The organism is Sphingomonas sp. Leaf257 (genome assembly GCF_001422185.1).
In the GTDB taxonomy this organism is placed as follows: Bacteria; Pseudomonadota; Alphaproteobacteria; order Sphingomonadales; family Sphingomonadaceae; genus Sphingomonas; species Sphingomonas yabuuchiae.
On sequence record NZ_LMMH01000012.1, the window covers coordinates 257,220 to 281,053 of the forward strand.

The window sequence follows — 23,834 nt, forward strand, 5'->3', positions numbered from 1 at the left end:
ATCAGGCCAGCATGGCGAGCGGGCGCTCGACCAGTTCCTTGAACACCTTCATCAGCTCGGCGCCGTCGGCCCCGTCGATGGCACGGTGGTCGAAGCTGCCGGTCGCCGACATGACGGTCGCCACGCCGAGCTGATCGTCGACGATGTACGGACGCTTCTCGCCCGCGCCGATCGCCAGGATCATGCCCTGCGGCGGGTTGATGACCGCCTCAAACTGCTTGATGCCGAACATGCCCATGTTCGAGATCGACGCCGTGCCGCCCTGGAATTCATGCGGCTGCAGCTTGTTGTCGCGGGCGCGGGCCGCCAGGTCCTTCATCGTGGTCGAGATGGACGACAGCGAGCGCGTATCGGCCTCCGACACGATCGGGGTGATCAGGCCAGCCGGGGTCGACACCGCCACCGAGATGTCGGCGCGCTTGAAGCTGATCAGCTGGTCCGGGGTGAACATGACGTTGCACTTCGGCACCGCCATCAGCGAGACACCCAGCGCCTTGATCAGCATGTCGTTGACCGACAGCTTGACGCCGCGCGATTCGAGACCGGCGTTCAATTCGCCACGCAGCTTCAGCAGCGCGTCGAGACGGATGTCCACCGTCAGATAGATGTGCGGAACCTGCTGCTTCGATTCGCTCAGGCGACGCGCGATCGTCTTGCGCATGTTCGACAGCTTCGACGCTTCGTGCGGGATGTCCGGCACCTGGGCGGGCTTGGGCGCTGCGGCCGGGGCCGAGGCGGTTTCCGCCGGAGCCGAGGTCGACGCGGCGGGAGCGGCGGCCTTGGCCTGGCCCGGCTGCGCGTTCTCGACGTCGGCCTTCACGATGCGGCCGTTCGGGCCCGAGCCGGTCAGCGCCGACAGGTCGAGGCCCTTTTGCGAGGCGATGCGGCGCGCCAGCGGACTGGCGATCGCGCGGCCGCCGTTGCTGGCCGGCTTGCCCGAATCGGCGGGCTTGCCGTGATCCTCGGCCTGCTCGAGCGTACGCTCGGCGGGCTTGGCTTCGCTGCCGGTCTTGTTGGGATCGGCCGGGTCGGTCGGCATGGGGTTGGCCGGAGCCGGAGTTTCCGACTTCGAAGGCGCCTGGACCGACGAGGCATCCTCGCCCTCTTCGGCCAGGATCGCGATGACGGTGCCGACCTTCACATTGTCGGAGCCCTCGGAGACGAGGATCTTGGCGATGACGCCTTCGTCCACCGCCTCGAATTCCATGGTGGCCTTGTCGGTTTCAATCTCGGCCATGATATCGCCGGACTTCACTGTGTCCCCTTCCTTCACCAGCCATTTGGCCAGCGTGCCTTCCTCCATGGTCGGCGACAGCGCGGGCATCTTAATCTCGATCGACATGGAGGTCCTCTCGGGGAAAACGAATTCCGTAGCGGCCCGTCTCTTGCGCCCGAATTGCGCTCGGTCAAGTCATGGCCTTGCACGAAATACTAAGTAACGGCATCCGTGGTACACAATTTGGGGGCCGCCATGCGTATCTATCTGGTCGTGATCGACGACAGTCCGGAATCGAAAATCGCATTGCGCTTCGCCGCCCGGCGTGCGGTGAAGACCGGCGGGGGCATCGAAATCCTGACCGTGTTGCCACCGCAGGAGTTCATCGCGTTCGGCGGCGTCCAGGCGACGATCGAGGACGAAGCCCGCCAGCAGGCCGAGGCGCTACTCGCCAGCGCGGCGGGAACGATCCTGGACGAATCGGGCCTGCGCCCCTCGATCACGGTGCGCGAAGGCGACGGTCCGAAGGTGATCCGCGAGATTATCGCGGCCAATCCGGACATCGCCGCGCTGGTGCTGGGCGCAGCGGCCAGCGGCGCGCCGGGCAAGCTGGTCAGCCACTTTTCCGGCACCGACGCGGGCGCGCTGCCCGTGCCGGTGATGATGATCCCGGGGTCGCTGACGCCCGAGGCGATCGACCGGTTAAGCTAAGAAAATTCCTCCCCTGCAAGGGGAGGTGGCAGTCCGCAGGACTGACGGAGGGGTGTCCACGCTAATGGTGACACCCCTCCACCACCGCTTCGCGGCGGTCCCCAGTGGCAGGTCGATCATGCCCCCGGCATGATCTGGATTGCCTGAGAGGCAATCCACCTGCCACTCCTTGCAGGGGAGGAATGCGCGCAGTTACTCCGCCGCCTTGGCCATGTCCTCGAACTCGGCCGCCGCCAGGAAACGCTCGGCGTCCAGCGCGGCCATGCAGCCGGTGCCCGCCGCCGTCACCGCCTGACGATAGACCTTGTCCGCCACGTCGCCGCACGCAAACACGCCCGGCACGCTGGTCCGGGTCGAGCCCGTCTCGACCGCGATATAGCCGTCCGAATCCAGCTCCAGATGCCCCCGGAACAGCTCGGTCGCCGGGTGATGGCCGATTGCGACGAAGCCGCCCTCGACGTCCAGACGGCTATGCTCGCCCGTCACCGTATCGACCAGATCGAGCGCGACCAGGCCCGCATTGCCGCCGCCGTCGACGAACTCGCGTACTTCCTTGTTCCAGAGCACCTTGACGTTCGGGTGCGCGAACAGCCGCTCCTGCAGGATGCGTTCGGCGCGCAAGCTGTCGCGGCGGTGGATCAGCGTCACGTCGTCGGAATGGTTGGTCAGGTACAGCGCCTCCTCGACCGCGGTATTGCCGCCGCCGATCACCGCGACCTTCTTGCCGCGATAGAAGAAGCCGTCGCAGGTCGCGCAGGCGGACACGCCCTTGCCCTTCATCGCGTCCTCGCTGTCCAGGCCCAGCCACTTGGCCTGCGCACCGGTGGCAATGACCAGCACCTCGCCCTCATAGACATCGCCGCCGTCGCCGATCAGGCGGAAGGGACGGTTGGTCAGGTCGACCTCCGTGATCGTGTCCCACATCATCCGCGCACCGACATGCTCGGCCTGCTTCTGCATCTGCTCCATCAGCCAGGGGCCCTGGATGACGTCGGCGAAACCGGGATAATTCTCGACATCGGTGGTGGTGGTCAGCTGGCCGCCCGGCTGGATGCCCTGCACCACGATCGGCTGCATCCCCGCACGCGCGCCGTAAATGGCGGCGGAGAGCCCGGCGGGGCCCGAGCCGAGGATGAGCATACGCGTGGTGTGGGTGGTCATGTCCGAATCCTGTGAAACGATTTGCCTCCAGATAGGCGCTGCTCGTCCAAAAATGAACCGCTTCTCATGCGGCCAATCCGCACCTGCTTCGTTGCGCATTGTAAGTGGAGATTTGCCCGATGCGCGACGACGACGATGTGAAGATCACCGAATATACCGCCCCCGCCGGCGGTTGGGGTTCGATGAAGGGCATGGCCAAGATCCTCCCCAAGGAAGGCCTGGGCCCGGAGACGCTCGATACGCTGCGTCGCCAGAACAAGCCCGGCGGGGTGATGTGCGTCAGCTGCGCCTGGGGCAAACCGGCCAAGCCGCACATCGCCGAATTCTGCGAGAACGGCGCCAAGGCGACCGCGTGGGAACTCAGCAGCTTGCGCGTCACGCCGGATTTCTTCGCCAAACATAGTGTCAAGGAACTGGAGGCCTGGCCCGACCATGACTTGGAGCAGGCGGGGCGCCTGACCCATCCGATGCGGTACGACCGCGCGTCGGACAAATATGTCGCGGTCAGCTGGGACGAGGCGTTCGCCGCGATCGGCACCAAGCTGAAGAGCTGCGATCCGACCAAGGTGGTGCTCTATGCCTCGGGCCGCGCGAGCCTCGAAACCTCGTTCATGTATTCGCTGTTCGCACGGATGTGGGGGCAGCAGAACCTGCCCGACAGCTCGAACATGTGCCACGAGACCACCTCGGTCGGCCTGAAGTCCGCCATCGGATCACCCGTCGCGACGATCCAGATGGAGGATTACGACAAGTGCGACGCGATCTTCTCCTTCGGGCAGAATGTCGCGACCAACGCACCGCGCATGCTCCACAACCTGCAAGCCTGCGCCAAGCGCGGGGTGGAGATCGTGACCTTCAATCCGCTGCGCGAGCGCGGTTGGGAGCGTTTCGCCTCGCCGCAGAACCCCGTGCAAATGCTGACCGGCAGCTCGACCGACATCTCGACCCAATATCATCAGGTGAAGGCGGGCGGCGACATCGCCGCGCTGACCGGGATCTGCAAGCTGGTGATCGAAGAGGATGACCGCGCCATCGCCAAGGGTGGCAAGCGCATCCTCGACCATCACTTTATCGAGCAGCACACCACGCGGTTCGAGGATTTCGCCAATTACTGCCGCAAGGCCGCATGGAGCGACATCGTCCGCGATTCGGGCCTGACCCGCGATGCGCTGGAACAGTCGGCGCGCGTCTATATGCGGGCCGAGCGGGTGATCGCGGTGTACGGCATGGGCATCACCCAGCATCGCTATGGCATCGACGCGCTGCACATGATCGTGAACCTGCTCCTGCTGCGCGGCAATATCGGGCGCGAGGGGGCCGGGCCGGGCCCAGTGCGTGGGCACAGCAACGTGCAGGGCCAGCGCACGGTCGGCATCACCGAGAAGACCGAACTCGCCCCCGTCGAGCGGCTGAAGGAGCTGTTCGAATTCGAGCCGCCGACCGAGAAGGGCTGGGATACGGTCGAGGCGTGCCGCCAGATCATCGCGGGGACCGCACAAGGCTTCGTCCAGCTGGGCGGCAATTTCCTGCGCGCCACGCCCGAGCACGCCAAGATGAAGGCGGCGTGGGCGAAGCTCCCCATTACCGTCCATATCGCCACCAAGCTCAACAAGAGCCATCTGGTGCCGGGCGAAGAGAGCTATATCCTCCCCTGCCTCGGCCGGTTGGAGACGGACATGCAGAAGGGCGGTCGCCAGGCCGTATCGATGGAGGACTCGTTCAGCCATATCTATGGCTCGGTCGGCAAGGCGACGCCCGCCGCCGATACGCTGCTGTCCGAACCCGCCATCGTCGCCGGGATCGCCAAGGCGGTGTTGGAACCCAATCCGAACGTGCCGTGGGACGCGTGGGTCGGCGACTATGGCCTGGTCCGCGACGCGATCGAGAATGTCTATCCGGACAAGTTCGCCAACTTCAACGAACGCCTGTTCGAGCCGGGCGGCTTCTGGAAGGGCAATCCCGCCTCGCACCGCCAATGGGAGACGGAGAGCGGCAAGGCCGAGTTCAACGTGCCCCGCGCCATGGATGCCTCGGGCATCACCCCCGCCGAGGGTCGGATGCGGCTGATCACGCTGCGCTCCAACGACCAGTTCAACACGACCATCTATGGCTATGACGATCGCTTCCGGGGGATCAGCGGCACGCGGATGGTGGCGATGATGAACAAGGCCGATATCGCCCGCCTCGGCCTGACCGATGGCCAGACCATTGCGCTGGAGGGCGATGCCGATGACGGCGAGGAGCGCGTGGTCGAAGGGCTGCGCGTGGTCGAGTACAACATCCCCGAAGGATGCATCGGCGGCTATTATCCCGAGCTCAACTATCTGATCCCGCTGGAGCATCATGCGCTGGAAAGCCATGTCCCCGCAGGCAAGTCGGTGCCGGTGAAGGTGCGCGCCCAGGCATGAGCATGACGTCATGAGTATATTGGGTGCGGTCCTGACCGGCGGGCGCTCGTCGCGCTTCGGATCGAACAAGGCGATCGCGATGCTGGGCGACCGGACGCTGGTGGCGCATGCCCGTGCGACCATCGCCCCGCATTGCGCGCGGGTGGTGCAGGTCGGCGGCGTGGACGGGGTGCCCGACATGCCCGCCCCCGGCCTGGGCCCGCTCGGCGGGATCGCGGGTGCGCTGGATTATGCCGCGAGCCATGGCTTTCGTTGTGTGCTGACCATCGGATGCGACATGCCGCGCCTGCCCGAGGGGCTGATCGAGGCGATCCTGCGTCGCGAGCCGAGTTATTGCCAGGATGCGCCGGTGCTGGGACTGTGGCCCGCCGCGCTTGGCGCGCACCTGATGGCGCATCTCTCGCTCGGGCGGGATCGTTCGGTGCGCGGCTGGGTACGCGCGATCGGGGCGATCCCCATCGCCTCGCCCGAGCCGATCGCCAATGTGAACACCCCCGCCGATCTCGCCGCGCTGTGACATGCACGGCATGACGGCGCAAACCATTCCTCCCATTGCAGGGGCGGAATGGTGTGGAGCGCGACAGAATCGAGTCTTGTTCGTTGAACGCTAACCATGATCCCGCCCGTCCGCTGACGCTGATCCGCCTGTCCCAGGACGGCGCGACAGCTTCGATCGAACGTGAGGTCGCCGTCGAATGCCCGGTCGCGATCGAGGTGGACGGCTTCGGTTATGCGGTGATGATGATGACGCCCGAGCGGCTGGAGGAGTTCGCCACCGGCTTCCTGCTGACCGAAAGGCTGGTCGACGCACCCGGCGACATTCTCGGCATCGAGCCCTTCGCGGCCGAAAGCGGCTGGATCGTCCGGGTGACGCTGGCGGAGCATCTGCGCGGACGGATGCAGGACCGGGTTCGCCACCGAACCAGCGATACCAGTTGCGGGCTGTGCGGCCTGTCGGGGCTCGAACAGATCGCCCGCCCGGTCACCGGACGCCCCCCCGCCCCCGAGGTGAACGCGGAAACGCTGTTCGCCACACTCGGCGCCCTGCGCACGCACCAGCCGCTCAACGCGCGGACGGGGGCGGTCCATGCCGCCATCGCCTGTGACGCGACGGGCAAAGTCCTGTCAGCAGCAGAGGATGTCGGACGGCACAATGCGCTCGACAAGCTGGTCGGGATATTGGCGCGCGATACGGTATGGCGCCCCGACTTCATCCTGGTGACCTCGCGGATCAGCTATGAGATGGTCGACAAGGCGCTGGTGGCCGGGGTCGGTCTGCTGGTCGGGATATCCGCGCCGACCAGCCTGGCGATCGACCATGCCCGCGAGCATGGCCTGACGCTGATCGCGCTGGCCCGGCCCGATGCGATGCTGGTCGCGCACGATCCGCACGGCCGCTTCGCCTGACCGGTCAGCCCGCCGCGAGCCTCCGCATTTCCCCCCATCCAGGCTTAGGAGCGAGATTGGAGGTATCCTGCAAGATCCGGTCACGCCCGGCCCGCTTGGCGCGGTAAGCCAGCAGGTCGGCACGAGCAATCAGGCCATCCAGCGTCTCGCCCGCCTGATACCGAACGATCCCACCGCTGACCGTCAGTTCAGGTATGCCCTGCCTGGCAAAGGGCTTCAGCGCGTCGCGAATCGCTTCACCCAACTGCGTCGCCCGGTTGTCCGAACCATGGGTGTCGGCATCGGGGATCAGGATGGCAAATTCCTCACCCCCCATACGCACGGCCAGCATGTCCGGCGCGGCCAGCGCCTGCAACACCTGCGCAAAGGCGACCAGCACCGTGTCGCCGGTCGCATGGCCGTGGCGGTCGTTGATCGCCTTGAAATGATCGAGGTCGAGAACCAGGGCATGGAGCCCCTCCCCACGCATCGCCGCTTCCATCAGCATGCGGGGACCGGCCCGGTACAGGCCGCGCCGGTTGGTGAGTCCGGTGAGCGGATCGGTCTCGGCATCGAGGATCGTCTCTTCCAGCGCCTTCTGGATCACCAGCAGCATCAGGCACAGCCCCGCCGCCACCAGCAGCACGCCGGTGGAGATTTGCGAGATCGCCGCATAGACGGTGCTCAGATAGGATTTCGGCGTAGGCCCCGAGCCGAGCGTGAGCACCAGCCAGGGCTTCAGCAGGAAATGCGCGCCGATCACACCGAAAATACCGATCAGCATGGCCCGGATCGGTCCACCCTGCCCGATCTGACGCGCCGTCAGCATGACGACGAACGACGCGATGGCGAAGGGAAGCTGGAACATCAGCTCATAGGGCCAGGTGTTGCGCGGCCCGTCCGCTATCGCCAGCCGCAGCGCCAGTCCGGCCACCCATAGCAACAGGGTCAGCCGCCATTGCGGACGATGCCCGACAAAGGCCTGTACTCCCGTGGCCATCGTCAGGATGCCGCCGAGGAACACGCCGTAACCCAAGATCGAAAACAGCGCGACCTGATCGGTGTAGAGGACCAGCAGATGGCAGATCGGCGTGAAGAAGCCGAGCAGATAGCTGACCATGAACCAGGCCGCCGCCCGCTGCCGCGAATAGGACAGCGCGATCACGCCGTAGGTCACGACGAAAAGCGCCGCCATGCAGCTATTGGCTATCAAGGCATAGACAGCGGCATTCACGACCTAAGATCCGAAGCTCCTGAAGGACATCGTGACGCAGACCTATTCGGCAGAGGAAAAGGAGAGGTTAAGGCGCACAACAGCACCCGGCCCTCGGGCCTTTTTCCTCTCCAGATGACAGCTACGATATAACAGTCGCGGGTGATATGCCATGCCGGGCAGGTCGTAAATCCGGCAAATTCCCCGATCCAGGTGAGTTATTTCCAACAAAAACGTTATCGGCCGCCGCGAACGCCAGACTTGCCGCACCCGATGGTAAGCGTCGGCAAGACTGTTACAGTAGGCGACGACATGAACGACGGGGCATGGTCATCGTCGTGAATGCTGAAGGAAATACACCGGGTGGTAGCGAAGGAGGGACTTGAACCCCCGACACGCGGATTATGATTCCGCTGCTCTAACCAGCTGAGCTACTTCGCCATGCTAGGCGTTCCACCCGGTGGAGGCGCGCCTATAGACAGGCTGTTTTCGGGCGTCAAGCGAACAAATGACGTGAAAGCATTTCCCATGGGCCGCCGCGATACCACCAGGTGCCCAGCCCGATCAGTTCCACGGCACGTGGCCGGAAATCGCGCTCCATCTGCTGGAGAAGCAGCTTGGCGGTGGCGGGCGTCACCTTGTTCTGGATCGTCACATGCGCCCGCCATCCGCCCGCGTCCTGCGGGGTCAGCATTCCGGCAAAGGCGTCGACCAGTTCATGGCGTATCGCGACGAGGCCGGGCGAATCGATCCGAATCGCCACGCCCCGGCCCAGCGACATCAGCCCGCTCGCCCGCGCATCGGGGGCCCGCACCCCGCGCGTCAGGCCGGTCAGGCGATGCTTCAGCTCCGCCTCGGCCGAGGGAGGCAAATGGTGGAACAGCGTGCAATGCGCGTCGAGGACGTTGCGCTCGGGCGGGAAATGCTGGCGTCGCAGGGCATCGAACGCCCCCTGATCGGCGCGGCCGAACAGGGCAGTGACGATAATCGGGGCTGGCGGCTGGTTCAGATTTCCACCTGACTGCCCAGCTCGACCACGCGGTTGGTCGGCAGGCGGAAAAACTCCATCGCGCTCTCGGCGTTGCGCAGCATCCAGGAGAACAACTTTTCGCGCCACATCGACATGCCCGGGCGCTCGGCGGCGAGCAGGGTCTGGCGCGAGAGGAAGAAGCTGGTGTCCATCATCTTGAACGCGCCGCCCTCCATCTCGACCCGCTTCAGCGCGGCGGGGACGTCGGCTTCCTCCATGAAGCCGAAACGCAGGACGAGGCGGTGGAACCCATGCCCCAGATCGTCGAGCTTCGCGCGGTCGCCTTCGGCCCAATAGGGCTGGCTCATGATCTTGACGGTCAGCAGGATGATCCGTTCGTGCAGCACCTTGTTGTGCTTCAGATTGTGGAGCAGCGCATGCGGCACCCCCTCGGGCGAGGAGGTCATGAAGATCGCGGTGCCCGAGACCCGGCTGGCCGCGCCCGCCGCCGAATCTATGAAGATGTGGATCGGCATCGTGCCTTCGCGCAGCCGCTGGATCATCAGCTTGCGACCCGTCGACCAGGTGGTCAGGAAGGTGAAGATGATGAAGCCGATCAGCAACGGCACCCAGCCGCCCGAGGGCACCTTGGTCAGGTTGGCGAGGAAATAGGCGCCATCGACCAAGAAGAACAATCCCAGCAGGGGCAGAGCGGCGTAGAGCGGCCACTTCCAGAGCCGGGTCAGCGCCACGCCCAGCAGGCAGGTGTCGATCAGCATCGCCCCCGTCACCGCGATCCCGTATGCCGAGGTCAGGTTGGAGGACGAGCGGAAGAACAGGACCAGCAGGATCACCATCACCATCAACATCCAGTTGATGAGCGGGATGTAGATCTGCCCGGCGGTCGCCGCCGACGTATGCTCGATGCGCAGGCGCGGCATGAAGCCCAGCTGGATGGCCTGTTGTGTGACCGAGAAAGCGCCGGTGATGACCGCCTGGCTGGCGATGACGGCAGCGGCGGTCGCCAGGATTACCAGCGGCAGCTGCAACCCCTCCGGCGCCAGCATGTAGAACGGGCTTTCCAGCGCGGCGGCGCCTTCGCGGAACAGCAGCGCGCCCTGCCCCATATAGTTCAGCATCAGCGCAGGCAGCACGAAGACAAGCCAGGACAGGCCGATCGGCCGCCGCCCGAAATGGCCCATATCCGCATAAAGCGCCTCGGCCCCCGTCACCGCCAGCACGACCGAGCCCAGCGCCAGGAACCCGCGCAGGGGATCGATGAAGAAGAAGCGGACGGCGTGGTGCGGCGACAGCGCCTGCAACACCTCGGGCGTCTGGACGAAGCTCATGACGCCCAGCACCGCGATCACGGTGAAATAGACGAGCATCACGGGGCCGAAGAACAAGCCGACCCGCTCGGTGCCCGAACGCTGGATCTTGAACAGCACGATCAGGATGGTGATCGCGATCGGCAGTACGAAGCCACCGAATGCGGGTGCGGCCACCGCCAGGCCCTCGACCGCGCTCAGGACGGTGACGGCGGGGGTGATCATGCTGTCGCCGTAGAACAGCGCCGTGGCGAACACGCCGAGCAATATGATGCCGCGCGTCCAGCGCCGCGTCTTGGTCTGCCCCGACACGAGCGCGAGCAGCGCCAGGCTGCCCCCCTCGCCCTTATTGTCGGCGCGCATGATGATCGCGACATATTTTACCGACACGACGATCATCATCGACCAGAAGATCAGGCTGATGACGCCCAGGATGTGCGCATTGTCGAGCGGCAGGGGATGGTGCGGATTGGCGAAGGTTTCGCGGAACGCGTAGAGCGGACTGGTACCGATATCCCCGAACACGACACCGATCGCCCCCAGTGCGAGGCGGCCCATGCCTTGCGGCGGGTGAGGATAGCTATCCTTGTTCGCGGTGCTGGCGATCCCGGTGGGCGAGACGCTCATGACTGGAGGATCGTGCCGGTGATGGAGAGGATCATCGGCGACATCCGTGGCAACCCTGTGATCATCGCGCCGCCCTAGCATGGCCCCAAAAGGCCAGCAACGCAGGGCCTGGGCGCTTGTTGCATTCGCGCACGATTTCGCCCGGTCGGCGATGCCGCAATGCAACAGTGGGGAGGATGCGCTTCAGACGCCGGCCTCCGTGAGACCCCATTGCCCTCCCCCAACCCCTCCCGCCTGCGGGAGGGGAGAGCATGTGGTAATCTGGACGACCCGCCCCATGCACGCCCCTCCCGCAGGCGGGAGGGGATGGGGGAGGGAAAGCCACATGGGCCAGGCTCGGTGAGACCCCATGCCCTCCCCCGCCCCCTCCTGCAGGCGGGAGGGCAGAAGAAGAAAGCAGGGTGCTGATAGGAAGGGTCCTTGCCCCCTCGGCAACACCATACCCTGTCCGAAACGGTTCACCTCCCGCCTCCGATCGGCTACGGCACAATCATGGTTAGTCGCACCGCCGTTCAGGCCGCTTCGGAAATCCCGTCCCCGATCGTCACCATCGACGATGTTCGTGCCGCCCATGCGCGCATTTCGGACCGGATCATCCGTACGCCGACACTGATCAGCCGGACGCTGTCGCAACTGACCGGGGCGACCGTGTATCTGAAGTTCGAGAACCTGCAATTCACCGCCGCCTATAAGGAACGCGGCGCGCTCAACACCCTGCTGCAACTCTCCGACGAAGCCCGCGCCAAGGGCGTCATCGCCGCCTCGGCCGGCAATCACGCGCAGGGCCTCGCCTATCACGCCAACCGGCTCGGCATCCCCGCGACCATCGTGATGCCGCGCACCACGCCGATCGTGAAGGTCGTCCAGACCGAGGGTCACGGCGCGACCGTGGTGCTGGAGGGCGACAATTTCGACGCCGCCTATGCCCATGCCCGCGAGCTGGAGGCCGAGCGCGGCTATACCTTCGTCCATCCGTTCGACGATGCGCGGGTGATCGCAGGCCAGGGCACGGTGGCGCTGGAAATGCTGGAGGACGCGCCCGATATCGACACGCTGATCGTGCCGATCGGCGGCGGCGGCCTGATCTCTGGCATCGCGACGGTCGCGGCGGCGGCGGACAGGCCGGTCGAGGTGGTCGGCGTCCAGGCCGAGTTGTTCCCCAGCATGTACAACAAGCTGAACGGCACCGACCTCCCCTGCGCGGGCGATACGCTGGCCGAGGGTATCGCGGTCAAGGTGCCGGGCGGCCTGACCTCGCAGATGGTGGCGCAACTGGTGCGGGAGATCGTGCTGGTCGATGAACGCCATCTGGAGGAATCGGTCAGCGCGCTGCTCCAGATCGAGAAGACCGTGGTCGAGGGCGCGGGCGCGGCGGGCCTCGCCGCGCTGATGTCGCACCCGGAACGCTTCCGGGGGAAGACCGTCGGCATCGTGCTGTGCGGCGGCAATATCGATACCCGCCTGCTCGCCAACGTCCTGCTGCGCGACCTCGCCCGCTCGGGTCGCCTGGCGCGCCTGCGCATCCGGTTGCAGGACCAGCCGGGCGCACTGTTCAACGTCGCGCGCATCTTCGACCGCGAGCGGGTGAACATCATCGAGGTCTATCACCAGCGCGTCTTCACCACCCTGCCCGCCAAGGGCCTGATCACCGATATCGAATGCGAGACGCGCGACGCGCTCCACCTGCACCGGCTGATCGAGGCGCTGCGTGCGGCGGGGTATGAGACGACCCAGGTCGAACTCGCCTGACCGACCTGATCACGGCACCACTTTTTTGCGATTCGTCCCGTTTCCGAACGATGCTGCCCCATCGCTTCGGACGGGAAGATCGTTAAAGAGGGTTATCGTCTCCCACTCGAAGGAACTGCCCGGCGGTGACCGCGCCTTTTCGTTTCCCGCGCTTCTTCGTCACCAGCCCCGCCCCCTGCCCCTATTTGCCGGGGCGCGACGAGCGCAAGGTGTTCACCGAGCTGAGCGGCGACCATGCCGATGAACTGAACGAAGCGCTGAGCCGCATCGGCTTTCGCCGCAGCCAGGGGGTCGCCTATCGCCCCTCCTGCGCGGGGTGCAGCGCCTGCGTGTCGGTGCGCGTCGTCGCGGGCGGCTTTCGTCCCAATGGGTCACAGCGCAAGCTGCTGCGCCGTCACGCCGATCTGGAGGTCACCGCCTGCCAGCCCTGGGCGACCGCCGAGCAGTTCGCGCTGCTCCGCCGCTATCTGGGCGAACGGCATCCGGGCGGCGGCATGGCGGCGATGGACGAGAGCGACTATGCCGACATGGTCGAGCTGTCGCCCGTCCAGTCGGTGCTGGTCGAATATCGCGAGCCGACGGCGGCGGACGGAACGCGCGGGCGACTGGTCGGCTGCTGCCTGACCGACCGGCAGGGCGACGGCCTGTCGATGATCTACAGCTTTTTCGAGACCCAGGATGAAAGCCGACCCGGTCTCGGCAATTTCATCATCATGGACCATATCCTGCGCGCCCGCGCGGCTGAGCTGCCCTTCGTCTATCTCGGCTATTGGGTGAAGGGGTCGCCGCGCATGGCGTACAAGACCCGCTATCAGCCGCTAGAGGCGCTGACCGTACGTGGCTGGGCCCCCTTTACCGGCGACAGCCCCACCCCCATCGCGCCACCGCCGGTCGAAACCGCGATCGAGGCCGGGGAAGCCTGACCGAGGATTGATGCTTTCCCATTCCTCCCCTGTAAGGGGAGGTGGAAGGCCTAAGGCCTGACGGAGGGGTGTCGCCCTATCGATAGCGGGACACCCCTCCGACGCGCTTCGCGCGCCACCTCCCCTTGCAGGGGAGGAAGGAGGGACGTCACGCGTACCGGCTTTACTGCGCCGCCGCGTCCACCAACGCCACATCCCGCCACGCCTCGCCCGACACCGCTGTCGCTCCGGCAGCATCCAATGCGACGGCGACCCGGACGTGACGTTCCTGGGGGCTGAGGCCGATGCTGGGATCGAAGCCGATCCAGCCCAGCCCCTCGACATAGGCCTCCGCCCAGCAATGCGCCTTGGCGGTCGCCGCATCATGCAGCGCCGCAAAGCCCGAGACGAACCGCGCAGGGACGCCCAGCGACCGCGCCGCCACGCAGAAAATATGCGCGAGGTCGCACGCGCCCACCGCCTCCGAGGCGAAAGCCGCCGCAGCGTCCGTTGCGGAGCTTCGCGCGTCACTGGCAAAACGGCGGTGGAGCGCGGCATTCACCGCATGAAGCGCCGCCAGGCTGCTGTCCGCGCCGCTTATCGCCTCTTCGGCAAAGGCCGCGATCGTCGCATCGGCGGGCGTCGCCGGGGTCGCGCGCAGGAAAAGCGCGGGCGGCAGCGTCTCGGTGGTCCCGCGCACCAGGCCATGCGCGTCGCTGGTCAGCACTTCGCCGGTCGCGGTGATCGTCACCGTCTCGGGCGCGTCCTGGATGTAGAGCATGGTGACGGCGTTGCCGAACCCATCCTGCCCGCGCCGCAGCCGCGCGTCGCAGTCCACATCGATATGCCAGTTGGCCACCGTCTGATCGTCGTAATTCTCCGGCGTCAGGCGCAGCATCTGGACCATCGTCGGCCGACCCGGCTTCGGGCGGTGGACGATCTGGTGCTCGATCGCGATGCGCATCAGGCGAACTTGAACTGACGGCCGATGGCGCCGTGCAGCTGGGCATTCTCCTGGATAAAGGCTTCGAGGAACTGGTGAAGCCCGCCTGCGATCACATCCCCCGACCGCGTCTTCGTCATCCGGTTTGCCCGCAATCTCGCCATGCGATCCGCCTCCCCATGCTGCCCCGTTCGCCGGGCGAGCTGCCCCAGCACGTCCACCGTTTCCTCGACCGACGCCGCCAGACTGCGCGGCAATTCGGTGCGCGCGATCAGCAGGTCGATGACGTTGGCGGGCTTCAGCCCGTCGGAATAAAGCCAGCGATAGGCGGTGACGGCGGACACGGTCTGGAGGATCGTCGTCCACTGGTCGCGATCGACGACGCCGCCGATCCGCTCGCCTGCGGGCAGCAAAATGTGATATTTCACGTCGAGTAGCCGCGCGGTATTGTCCGCGCGCTCGACCGCCTGGCCCAGCCGGATGAACCAGGTTGTCTGGTTGCGCAGCATCCGGTGGACGGCGCCCTCGAAACCGCGTGTCTCGTTCTTCACCGCCTCGACCAGGCCCAGGACAGCAGTCGGATCGTCGGCGGCGGGCTTGGCCTCGAAATGCAGCCAGGCGCGGTTGATCGCGCTCCACGCCTCGCGGGTCAGCGCGGTGCGCACGGCACGGGCGTTGGTCCGCGCCATGTCGACGCAGCGCACGATCGAGCCGGGGTGGCAGGTCTCGACCGTCAGGAAGCGCGCGACCTCGCGACGGCGCAACTCGCGCCCGCCCTCGGCAAAGGCGCTGGCGGTATCGGTGACGGCGAGAGCCGAGCCCCAGGCGGCCAGCCCCGCCGAGCGCGGCGACAGCACGTCGAGCCGAACGGTCGCCTCGACCAGCCGGGCGATGAAGTCGGCCCGCTCGAAATAGCGGCCCAGCCAATAGAGCGAGGATGCAGTCCGCGAGAGCATCAGCGTACTCCCTGCGTCTGGATCTGAGACTGTTGGCCCTGCACCTGCACCCAGCTTTCGGGTTCGGGATGAAGCAGGACGAAACTGTCCTTGGTGCCGCCACCCTGGCTGGAATTGACGACCAGCGAGCCCTCACGCAGCGCGACACGGGTAAGGCCGCCGGGCGTCACTTCCACGCCGTTGCGGCCCGTCAGGACGAAGGGGCGGAAATCGACATGGCGCGGCGCGACGCCGCTTTCGACCAGGGTCGGCACGGTGGACAGCGCCAGCGTCGGCTGGGCGATATAACGATGCGGCTCGGCGATCAGCGCGGCGCGGAAATGCTCGATCTGCGCCTTGGTCGCGGTGGGGCCGACCAGCATGCCATAGCCCCCGGACCCGTCGACCAGCTTGACCACCAGTTCGTCCAGATGATCGAGCACATAGGCCAGCGCCTCGGGCTCGCGACAGCGCCAGGTCTCGACATTCTTCAGCTTGGGCTCGGCACCCGAATAGTAACGGACGATATCGGGCATATAGCTGTAGATCGCCTTGTCGTCGGCGATGCCGTTGCCCGGCGCGTTGAGGACGGCGACATTGCCCGCCGCATAGGCCGCGATCAGGCCGGGCACGCCCAGCATCGAATCGGGGCGGAAGACCAAGGGATCGAGGAAATCGTCATCGACCCGGCGATAGATGACATCGACCTTCACCCGGCCCGCGATGGTCCGCATCCAGACGATGTCGTCGTCGACCACCAGATCGGCCGCCTCGACCAGCTCGATCCCCATCGAATCCGCCAGGAAGCTGTGTTCGTAATAGGCCGAGTTGAAATGGCCCGGCGTCAGCACGACACAGGTCGGCTCGGCCACGCCATGCGGCGCGACCGACTTCATCGTGGCGAGCAGCCGGTCGGGATAGCTGTCGACCGCCGCCACCCGGAACTGTCGGAACAGTTCGGGGCAAAGGCGCAGCATCGCCTCGCGGTTCTCCAGCATATAGCTGACGCCCGAAGGCGTGCGGGCATTGTCCTCCAGCACGAAGAAATCGTCCGGGCCGGTGCGCACCAGGTCGATGCCGCAGATATGCGCCCACACGCCATGAGGGGGGCGCATCCCAGCGATCTCGGGCCGGAACTGCGGATTGCCGAAGATCAGGTCGGGCGGCAGGATGCCGTCGCGCAGGATTTTCCGCTCGCCGTAAATATCGTCGAGGAACGCGTTGATCGCCTCGACCCGCTGGACCAGCCCTTCGGACAGGCGCGCCCACTCATCGGGCAGGAAGACGCGCGGCACGATATCGAACGGGATGATCCGCTCAGCCGCGTCGCTTTCGCCATAGACGGCAAAGGTGATGCCCAGCTGACGAAAGGTCGCCTCGGCCGACTGCTGGCGGCGGCGGAGTTCGCTATCGGGGGTGTGATCGAGCCAACGTTGAAGCGCGGATAGTTCGGGGCGTGGCATATCCTTGCCAGCGGCCCCCATGATTTCGTCGAACGCGGCAATAGTCCCCATCCGGTCGTTACGCTCCCCCCAGTGTTCCGGTTCCATGCTGCACCGCAGGAAGGGGGTGCGCAAGGGGGGGCTTCCATCAATTCCTCCCCTGGAAGGGGAGGTGGCGCGCGCAGCGCGTCGGAGGGGTATCGCCCTCTCGATAGCGGGACACCCCTCCGTCAGGGCTGCGCCCTGCCACCTCCCCTTCCAGGGGAGGAATTAGAGGGACTTACGCTCCCAGCTTCTCGAGCATCGACGGGGTCAGCACCTGAGGCAGGACCTGCGGCGCTTTCGCCCCCGGCGCGTAATAGAGGTATAGCGGCACCCCGGCGCGGTTATGCCGCTCGATAAAGCGTCCCAATACCGGATCGCCGTCGGTCCAGTCGCCGACCAGCACCGCCACCTTGTTGCGTGCGAACGCGTCGCGCACCGAGGACCGTTCGATCGCGGCGGCCTCATTGACCTTGCAGCTCAGGCACCAGTCGGCGGTGAAATAGGCGAAGACCGGGCGGTTCTGTTTGCGCAGATCCTCGAGCTTTGCCTCGGTAAAGGCGGTGTCGGCGCTTGTCTTGGCCACCGCAGCCGCAGGCTTGACCGTCACCACGATCGCAACCGCCAGCACCAGCGCCACGACAGCGGGCCAGCCCGCCTGCCCCTTGCCGCTATGCTGGCGAAGGCCCGTCCACCAGAAGCCGAGAGAGGCGATCAGTGCGGCGGCAAGGCCCAGCGTCATGCCGGTCACCCCCGCCTCCTGCCCCAGTATCCACGCCAGCGCGAGCGCGGTCAGGAACATCGGCACCGACAGGATATGACGAAGCCGCACCATCCACATGCCCGGCTTGGGCAGACGTCGCCGCAGGGCCGGCACGAAACCGATCGCGAGGAAGGGTAAGGCGATGCCGATGCCCAGCCCCGCGAACACCGCCAGCGCGGCGGCGGCGGGCAGGACCAGCGCTGCGCCCAACGCCCCGGCCATGAACGGCCCCGAACAGGGTGTCGCCACGAACGCCGCCAGCGCGCCGGTCGCGAATGATCCCATCGCCCCCGAACGTCCGGCGAAAGCGGGGATCGGCAGCTCGAACAGCCCGGCCAGATTGAACGCGATGCCCGCGACCAGCAGCAACAGGATGCCGATCACCCGCGGGTCCTGAAGCTGGAATGCCCAGCCCGCGCTCTGCCCGCCCGCGCGCAACGCCAGCAGCACGACGCCCAAGCCGACGCACACCAGCACGACGCCCGCCGTATAGGCCAGCGCCTCGGTCCGGGCGTGGCGCTCATCCCCGCCACCCTTGGCGAGGCTCAGCGCCTTCAGGCTCAGGATCGGGAAGACGCAGGGCATGATGTTGAGCAACAGTCCGCCCAGCACCGCGCCCAGAAACGCCAGCGTGATCGCACCGAAACCGCGATCCGTTCCCCCGCCGCTCGCCCCCGCGATAGCGCCCGGCTTGGCGGCAAAGGACAGCCCCTGCCCCTCGCCAATGGACAGTACGCCCGACACCGGGCCCGGCGTCGGCACGGCGGCGACGGGCATGGTCAGGATCAGCTGGTCGCCGCTGCGCGTCATCACCTGCGGCGCGGCATGGTCGATGATGCCGCTGCGTTCAGGGTAGAAATAGGCGTCCTTGACCGCGACCGACGCAGGCAAGGGCACCGCGATCCGCACCTGCTTGCCTTGCGTCTCGATCACCCCGTCGCCGCCAAGCGGCTTGGGCAGGGCGGCGCGCCACCGGTCGAACTCGGTGCGCGTGGCGGGGTCGATTGCGCCGTCACCGACCGTCAGCTTCGTCGACAGCGTCTGGCTCTCCGGCACGCAGATGGTGTCGGTGCAGACCAGATAGTCGAGCTTCACCGTGATCGGCAGCGGCGTACCCTTGGCCATCCCGGCGGGGACCGACAGATCGACGAGCAGCGTGAAGGGCCGCTCATAGACATAGTTCATCAGCCCGGCGATCTTCAGTCGTCCCGGCACCGGATAGCGCAACTCCCCCGCGCTCGCGCCGCCGGGCAGCGTCCAGTGCGCCTCGGTCGGCAGGCCCGCATCGCCGCCATTCTTCCAATATCCGTGCCAGCCCTTGTCCGGCGTCGCCACGATGGCCAGCGTGGTGCGACCGCCCGCCGCCGGGGTTTCGCTTTCGGCGATCAGCCGCATCGCCAAGTGGATGGCACCGGGCGCAGGCGCGCTTTCCGCCATGCCGGGGCCTGTCGCCACCAGCATGAACAGAGCCGTCATCAGGATGTAAAACCAACCGCGCATCGACCTTGCCCTAACCCGCTTTCGCGTTCCATAGCGCCCCTGTCCCTGCTTTGCACCAAGGTTGCCCATGAACTCCCTGACTGCCGCGCTCCTGGCCTCCGTCGCCCTGATTTCCAGCTCAGCGTTCGCCGCGCCCGCCGCCCATGCCCAGACCGCCAGCCCCGCCCCCGGTGCCGCGCCTGCGCCGGTCGTCACGCTGCCGGGCACGCCGCAGCCACCCTTTCCCGCGACGCCGCCCAAGCTGATCGTGGCGATCTCGGTCGACCAGTTCTCGGCCGACCTGTTCCAGCAATATCGCAACCACTTCGCCGGCGGCATGGCGCGCCTGCTGACCGGCGCGGTCTTCCCCTCGGGCTATCAGAGCCATGCCGCGACCGAGACCTGCCCCGGCCACTCGACCATCCTGACCGGCTATCGTCCCGCGCACACCGGGATCGTCGCCAACAACTGGGTCGACCAGTCGGTGAACCGCCCGGACAAGATCGTCTATTGCTCGGAGGACGAAAGCGTCGCGGGCATGGACCACAACAATTACATCGTCTCGGACAAGCATCTGAAGGTCCCCACCCTGGGCGAGCGGATGAAGACCGCCGATCCCCGCGTGCGCACGGTCTCGGTCGCGGGGAAGGACCGCGCCGCCGTGATGATGGGCGGCCACAAGATGGACGAGATCTGGTGGTGGGACGGCAAGACCTATGTCTCCTATGCCGGACGCGCCATACCGCCGGTGGTCGAACGTACCCGCAAGGCGGTGGCCGACCTGATCGCCCGGCCGCAGGACGCCATGCCGCTGCCCGGTTTCTGCAAGCCGCTCGACCGGCCGATCACCGTTGGCAGTCAGACGCTGGGCACCGGCCGGTTCCAGCGCGCGGCGGGCGACCTGAAGGCTTTCCGCGTCTCGCCCGCCGCCGATGCGGCGGTGCTGGCGATGGCGGCGGGCTTCGTCCAGGACATGAAGCTGGGCCAGGGGCCGCAGACCGACATCCTGTCGGTCGGCCTGTCGGCGACCGACTATATCGGCCACGCGCTGGGCACCCAGGGCGCCGAGATGTGCATCCAGATGGCCGAGCTGGACCGTTCGCTGGCGGGCTTCTTCGACGTGCTCGACGCGACCGGCGTGGACTATGAGGTGATGCTGACCGCCGATCACGGCGCGCACGACATGACCGAGCGCCAGCAGATCCGCGCCATGCCGATGGAAAGCCATATCGCGCCCGAGGCCAAGACCAAGGCGATGTCGGCCGCGATCGCCAAGGCGATGGGCCTGCCCAATGATCCGCCGCTGATGATGAGCGCCGAGGGCGACATCTATATCAACGCCGCCCTGCCCGCCGCGACCCGCGCGAAGGTGCTGGCGGAGGCCAAGCGCCGCTACGAAGCGCTGCCGCAGGTCGCCGCTGCGCTGACCCGCGACGAGATCGCGGCGACGCCTTGGCCGACCACGCCGCCGGAGACCTGGACGCTGAAGGAAAAGGCGCGTTCCTCCTACGACCCGACCCGCTCGGGCGACCTGCTGATCCTGCTGCGCCCCCGTGTTACCACGATCGAAGAACCGGCCCCCGGCTATGTCGAGACGCACGGTTCTCCCTGGGACTATGACCGCCGCGTGCCGATCCTGTTCTGGCGCAAGGGCATGGCCGGGTTCGAGCAGCCGCTGTCAGTGGAGACGGTCGACATCGCCCCGACGCTGGCGGCGACGATCGGATTGCCGATGCCGGGCGTGGACGGACGTTGCCTGGACCTCGATCCGGGCGCGGCGGATACGTGTAAGCGGTAAGTGTCTATTCCTCCCCTTGCAGGGGAGGAATTCGTTAGCCGCGCTCGACCCTATACTCGATCGGCTTGAAGCTTCCCCCATTGGACGCGGGCGCCGAGCATGCCGTCAGCCCGATCACCAGGTCCATATGCGCCACGAAGCGGATATGGTCCCCCGCCTTGCTCAGCGGGGGCAACACCTCCAGCTTGCCGGTCGTCCCATCGATCGGCACGTTCATGAAGCAGTTGAAGGCCACCGGGATCCGGTCCGGCGTGACGCCGTAAGGCTCCAGCGCCGCCGCCAGATTGCCGAAGCACCCGCGATGGCGCGGCAGGTCGGGATAGAAATGGTCGAACGTATCGACCGAGCAGGGCGTCAGCAGGAAGTCGTGCATCCCGACCTGATCCTCGACGATCTCCAGCATCACCCGCGACCGGTTGGAATAGAGCTTGTGCCCCGTCGTCAGCCGGATCGTCTCGGCATAGTCGAGCGTACGGCCCGACGAAATCACCTCATCCAGGTCATCGGCATTGAAGGCGAGCAGATCAGCCACCTGCCGCCCGCGCGGATCGATCACGGTCAGGCTGTCGCCCTTGACCATGCGGAACGCGTCGCCGCTACGCGGGGGGATTTCCACGGTCCGGCTGCTCATGGCTTGGCCTCGCTCGCACCGCCCGCATAATGGAAGGGACAGCGCCAGCCCTCCTCGACCACGCGGCCGCTATACTGGCGCGCTTCGCTCAATTCGCCATGGCGGGCAAGCATCGGATTGCGCGAACCCGCCAGTGCCTCGTCGCGCATCAGGATCTTCTCGCGCATCGTCTCGTACTTCCCCTGCGCGCGCAGGATTTCGAACTGGTCGTGCAGGTTGAAGATCATGGCCGGGCGCGGGAAGCGGCGCGCGGGGCGGCTGGCATTCGGGTGTAGTCCCACGACGAAAAACGCCTCGCCACCAAAGGACAGCGAGAAATGCGGATCGTCGGGATCGGCGCTGACTCGCCTGTCCCAATCCTGGCCCAGCCAGACATCCTTGTCCGACAGCGACTGGATACGCGACCAGACCGCCCGCTCGAACGCGGCTTCGTCGAGCGTTTCCGGCCCGGCAAAGACCACGGCAAGGCTGCGGAAGAGTTGCGGCTCGGCCCGGTAGCGCTCGGCGAAACGGCGCAGGCAATCGTGAATGCGCAGATCGTCCCAGGCGCTGGCGATGTCACGCGCGCCCAAGATTTCGAGCGTCCCGCGCGCCATCGCCGCCTTTGCGCCGACGCACGGAAAATCGGCCTGCGCAATATGGGCGCGAAGCATGGCGGAAGATTCCGGCTCGCTGGGGTCTTGAGCGGGAAAGAGGCTGCTGATCGTATCTGACATGGGATGACCCAACGCCGCGCTGAAACGGGACGTTCCGAAAGGTGACGCAATCCCAATAAATTGCAGATCATTTCTCAGTGATATTGATAGGGATCAATCGTATAGTTGATCGAGGTTGCTCAACCTCTGCCAGCCACGATCCGCGCCACCGGCTCGGCCTGTTCGGTGCCGCGTCGGGCGGCGGAAGGGCGGCCGTGATGATAACCCTGCTGCCACACCGCACCGCTGACATAGGCGAGGTCGGCCATGGTCTGGGTTTCGACACCCTCGACGATCACCGTGCCCCCCAATTCGCGGATCAGGCCGACCAGATGCGGCAGGCTGTGACAGGGTTCGCGATCGCGCATCGCCCGTTGCAGGAACAGGCCGTCGACCTTCACCAGCGCGGGCACCAGATCCATCAACTGGCGGATCGAGGTGAAGCCCGCCCCGAAATCGTCGAGTGCCAGCGTCGCCCCCGTCGCGCGCAGCGCGCGGGCGAAGGCGATCGCGTCATGGATATGCGTGATCGGCTCGGTTTCGGTGATCTCGACGACCAGCCTTGCGGCAAGGTCGGGCTGCGCGGCCAGCATAGTCAGGACGCCGCGCCACCAGCCGTTCAGATGCGCCGAGTTGGCCGAAATATTGACCGCCAGCACCGCGTCGGGATGCGCCCGCAGTTCATCCAGCACATGGCGCACCATCACCCGGTCGAAGGTCGAGGCGATCCCCGTCCGCTCCAGCGCCGGAAAGAGCGTCGATGGAGACAGCCCCGCGCCGGGATCGTCGAAGCGGACCAGCCCCTCGTGATAGAGGATGCGCAACGGGTCGGCATGATGACGGACCGGCTGCCAATGCGCCGCCATCCGCCCTTCGGCCGCGCAGCGAAAGGCCCGGGCGATCAGGTGCATGTCGTTCCTATAGAGCGACAATCCGTCGTCGCCATGATCGCGCCGCACGTCGCGCGGCCCGCGATACCGGGGCGGCTCGTCATTCTGCCAAGTCATTACCGCATGGACACCAGCACCGGGTTCGCCGGTCATCGCCTCGATATCGATCGGTTCGGCGGTCAGGCGATAGGACAGATCGGCCAGCCGATCCTCAGGCGCAGTCCCGTCATGCGCGACGTCGCCCAAGACTCGAAAGCGCCGGTGCGCTGCATCCTGCTCGATCCGCAACCCGAATTCGCACAGCCGGGTCGCGATGCGGTGTGCGACATGGTCCGCCACGCCCGGCCCCCAACATGCCGCAATCAACTCGAAATTGCTGATCTCGATCTCAAACGCCCTACTCGGCACCTAACCCCCGTCCCCGCCAACGGGAACGCCGCCTTGGCGACACTCCCGGTCAAGCGTCAAGGGTAGCGAGCATGCCTACACTTGCAAGCGTACAGAACAGTTCGATCGGCCATGAAATGGCGATTAGTTAGGAACTT

General features: G+C 66.3%; 19 protein-coding genes and 1 tRNA gene. 7 read left to right on the forward strand and 13 right to left on the reverse strand.

Annotated features, from left to right (window positions below):
• Window position 1 precedes the first annotated feature (1 nt).
• Window positions 2-1,342: a pyruvate dehydrogenase complex dihydrolipoamide acetyltransferase gene (locus ASF14_RS09030; RefSeq protein WP_056434262.1), complete on the reverse strand. Its 1,341-nt coding sequence runs from the start codon at window positions 1,340-1,342 to the stop codon at window positions 2-4.
• Window positions 1,343-1,471: 129 nt separating this feature from the next.
• On the opposite strand from ASF14_RS09030, the gene ASF14_RS09035 reads away from it, so the two are divergent.
• A complete protein-coding gene (locus tag ASF14_RS09035) occupies window positions 1,472-1,927 on the forward strand; it encodes a universal stress protein (RefSeq protein WP_056434264.1) in 456 nt (151 codons plus the stop codon).
• A 192-nt stretch (window positions 1,928-2,119) separates the two neighbouring features.
• Here ASF14_RS09035 and trxB read toward each other — a convergent pair whose 3' ends face one another.
• Complete coding sequence (gene trxB / locus ASF14_RS09040; RefSeq protein WP_056434266.1) at window positions 2,120-3,088, reverse strand: thioredoxin-disulfide reductase; 969 nt, start codon at window positions 3,086-3,088, stop codon at window positions 2,120-2,122.
• 119 nt (window positions 3,089-3,207) lie between these two features.
• Here trxB and ASF14_RS09045 point away from each other — a divergent pair, with 119 nt between their 5' ends.
• The 3 genes from ASF14_RS09045 to fdhD all read left to right on the forward strand — a co-directional run bounded on the left by ASF14_RS09045 (window position 3,208) and on the right by fdhD (window position 6,903).
• Complete coding sequence (locus ASF14_RS09045; RefSeq protein ID WP_056434268.1) at window positions 3,208-5,496, forward strand: FdhF/YdeP family oxidoreductase; 2,289 nt, start codon at window positions 3,208-3,210, stop codon at window positions 5,494-5,496.
• A gap of 10 nt (window positions 5,497-5,506) precedes the next feature.
• Window positions 5,507-6,013 (forward strand): molybdenum cofactor guanylyltransferase, encoded by a 507-nt coding sequence (gene mobA / locus ASF14_RS09050; protein ID WP_076717016.1) that lies wholly within the window; start codon window positions 5,507-5,509, stop codon window positions 6,011-6,013.
• Between the two features lie 83 nt (window positions 6,014-6,096).
• Window positions 6,097-6,903, forward strand: coding sequence for a formate dehydrogenase accessory sulfurtransferase FdhD (fdhD, locus tag ASF14_RS09055; protein ID WP_056434269.1), 807 nt, complete (start codon window positions 6,097-6,099; stop codon window positions 6,901-6,903).
• 4 nt (window positions 6,904-6,907) lie between these two features.
• Here fdhD and ASF14_RS09060 read toward each other — a convergent pair whose 3' ends face one another.
• The 4 genes from ASF14_RS09060 to ASF14_RS09075 form a co-directional block, all read right to left on the reverse strand.
• Entirely contained in the window at window positions 6,908-8,077 is a 1,170-nt protein-coding gene (locus ASF14_RS09060) for a GGDEF domain-containing protein (RefSeq protein WP_056434272.1), read from the reverse strand.
• 382 nt (window positions 8,078-8,459) lie between these two features.
• Window positions 8,460-8,536 (reverse strand) — tRNA-Met (locus ASF14_RS09065).
• 55 nt (window positions 8,537-8,591) lie between these two features.
• Complete coding sequence (locus tag ASF14_RS09070; RefSeq protein ID WP_056434610.1) at window positions 8,592-9,104, reverse strand: 2'-5' RNA ligase family protein; 513 nt, start codon at window positions 9,102-9,104, stop codon at window positions 8,592-8,594.
• On the reverse strand, window positions 9,101-10,951 hold the full coding sequence (locus tag ASF14_RS09075; RefSeq protein ID WP_380773165.1) for a potassium transporter Kup: 1,851 nt from the start codon (window positions 10,949-10,951) through the stop codon (window positions 9,101-9,103). The genes ASF14_RS09070 and ASF14_RS09075 overlap by 4 nt, the downstream gene beginning before the upstream one ends.
• Before the next feature lie 561 nt (window positions 10,952-11,512).
• On the opposite strand from ASF14_RS09075, the gene ASF14_RS09080 reads away from it, so the two are divergent.
• Window positions 11,513-12,769, forward strand: a complete 1,257-nt coding sequence (locus ASF14_RS09080) for a threonine ammonia-lyase (protein WP_056434274.1) — start codon at window positions 11,513-11,515, stop codon at window positions 12,767-12,769.
• Between the two features lie 125 nt (window positions 12,770-12,894).
• Window positions 12,895-13,692: an arginyltransferase gene (locus tag ASF14_RS09085; RefSeq protein WP_056434276.1), complete on the forward strand. Its 798-nt coding sequence runs from the start codon at window positions 12,895-12,897 to the stop codon at window positions 13,690-13,692.
• A 163-nt stretch (window positions 13,693-13,855) separates the two neighbouring features.
• Here the strand turns inward: ASF14_RS09085 and ASF14_RS09090 are convergent, their stop codons facing one another.
• From ASF14_RS09090 to ASF14_RS09105, 4 genes are all read right to left on the reverse strand, one after another.
• A complete protein-coding gene (locus ASF14_RS09090) occupies window positions 13,856-14,635 on the reverse strand; it encodes a transglutaminase-like domain-containing protein (RefSeq protein ID WP_056434278.1) in 780 nt (259 codons plus the stop codon).
• Window positions 14,635-15,570, reverse strand: a complete 936-nt coding sequence (locus ASF14_RS09095) for an alpha-E domain-containing protein (protein ID WP_056434280.1) — start codon at window positions 15,568-15,570, stop codon at window positions 14,635-14,637. The genes ASF14_RS09090 and ASF14_RS09095 overlap by 1 nt, the downstream gene beginning before the upstream one ends.
• Window positions 15,570-17,063, reverse strand: coding sequence for a circularly permuted type 2 ATP-grasp protein (locus tag ASF14_RS09100; protein ID WP_056434281.1), 1,494 nt, complete (start codon window positions 17,061-17,063; stop codon window positions 15,570-15,572). The genes ASF14_RS09095 and ASF14_RS09100 overlap by 1 nt, the downstream gene beginning before the upstream one ends.
• A 208-nt stretch (window positions 17,064-17,271) precedes the next feature.
• The gene (locus ASF14_RS09105; RefSeq protein WP_056434282.1) at window positions 17,272-19,296 is read right to left on the reverse strand and encodes a protein-disulfide reductase DsbD family protein; all 2,025 of its coding nucleotides are present in this window, start codon (window positions 19,294-19,296) and stop codon (window positions 17,272-17,274) included.
• Between the two features lie 67 nt (window positions 19,297-19,363).
• On the opposite strand from ASF14_RS09105, the gene ASF14_RS09110 reads away from it, so the two are divergent.
• Window positions 19,364-21,073, forward strand: a complete 1,710-nt coding sequence (locus tag ASF14_RS09110) for an alkaline phosphatase family protein (protein WP_056434283.1) — start codon at window positions 19,364-19,366, stop codon at window positions 21,071-21,073.
• 34 nt (window positions 21,074-21,107) lie between these two features.
• Here ASF14_RS09110 and ASF14_RS09115 read toward each other — a convergent pair whose 3' ends face one another.
• The 3 genes from ASF14_RS09115 to ASF14_RS09125 all read right to left on the reverse strand — a co-directional run bounded on the left by ASF14_RS09115 (window position 21,108) and on the right by ASF14_RS09125 (window position 23,697).
• Complete coding sequence (locus ASF14_RS09115) at window positions 21,108-21,704, reverse strand: DUF1989 domain-containing protein (RefSeq protein ID WP_056434285.1); 597 nt, start codon at window positions 21,702-21,704, stop codon at window positions 21,108-21,110.
• A complete protein-coding gene (gene gntA, locus ASF14_RS09120) occupies window positions 21,701-22,357 on the reverse strand; it encodes a guanitoxin biosynthesis heme-dependent pre-guanitoxin N-hydroxylase GntA (protein ID WP_236697006.1) in 657 nt (218 codons plus the stop codon). The genes ASF14_RS09115 and gntA overlap by 4 nt, the downstream gene beginning before the upstream one ends.
• Window positions 22,358-22,539: 182 nt before the next feature.
• Complete coding sequence (locus ASF14_RS09125) at window positions 22,540-23,697, reverse strand: EAL domain-containing protein (protein WP_156361105.1); 1,158 nt, start codon at window positions 23,695-23,697, stop codon at window positions 22,540-22,542.
• Between the last annotated feature and the right edge of the window lie 137 nt (window positions 23,698-23,834).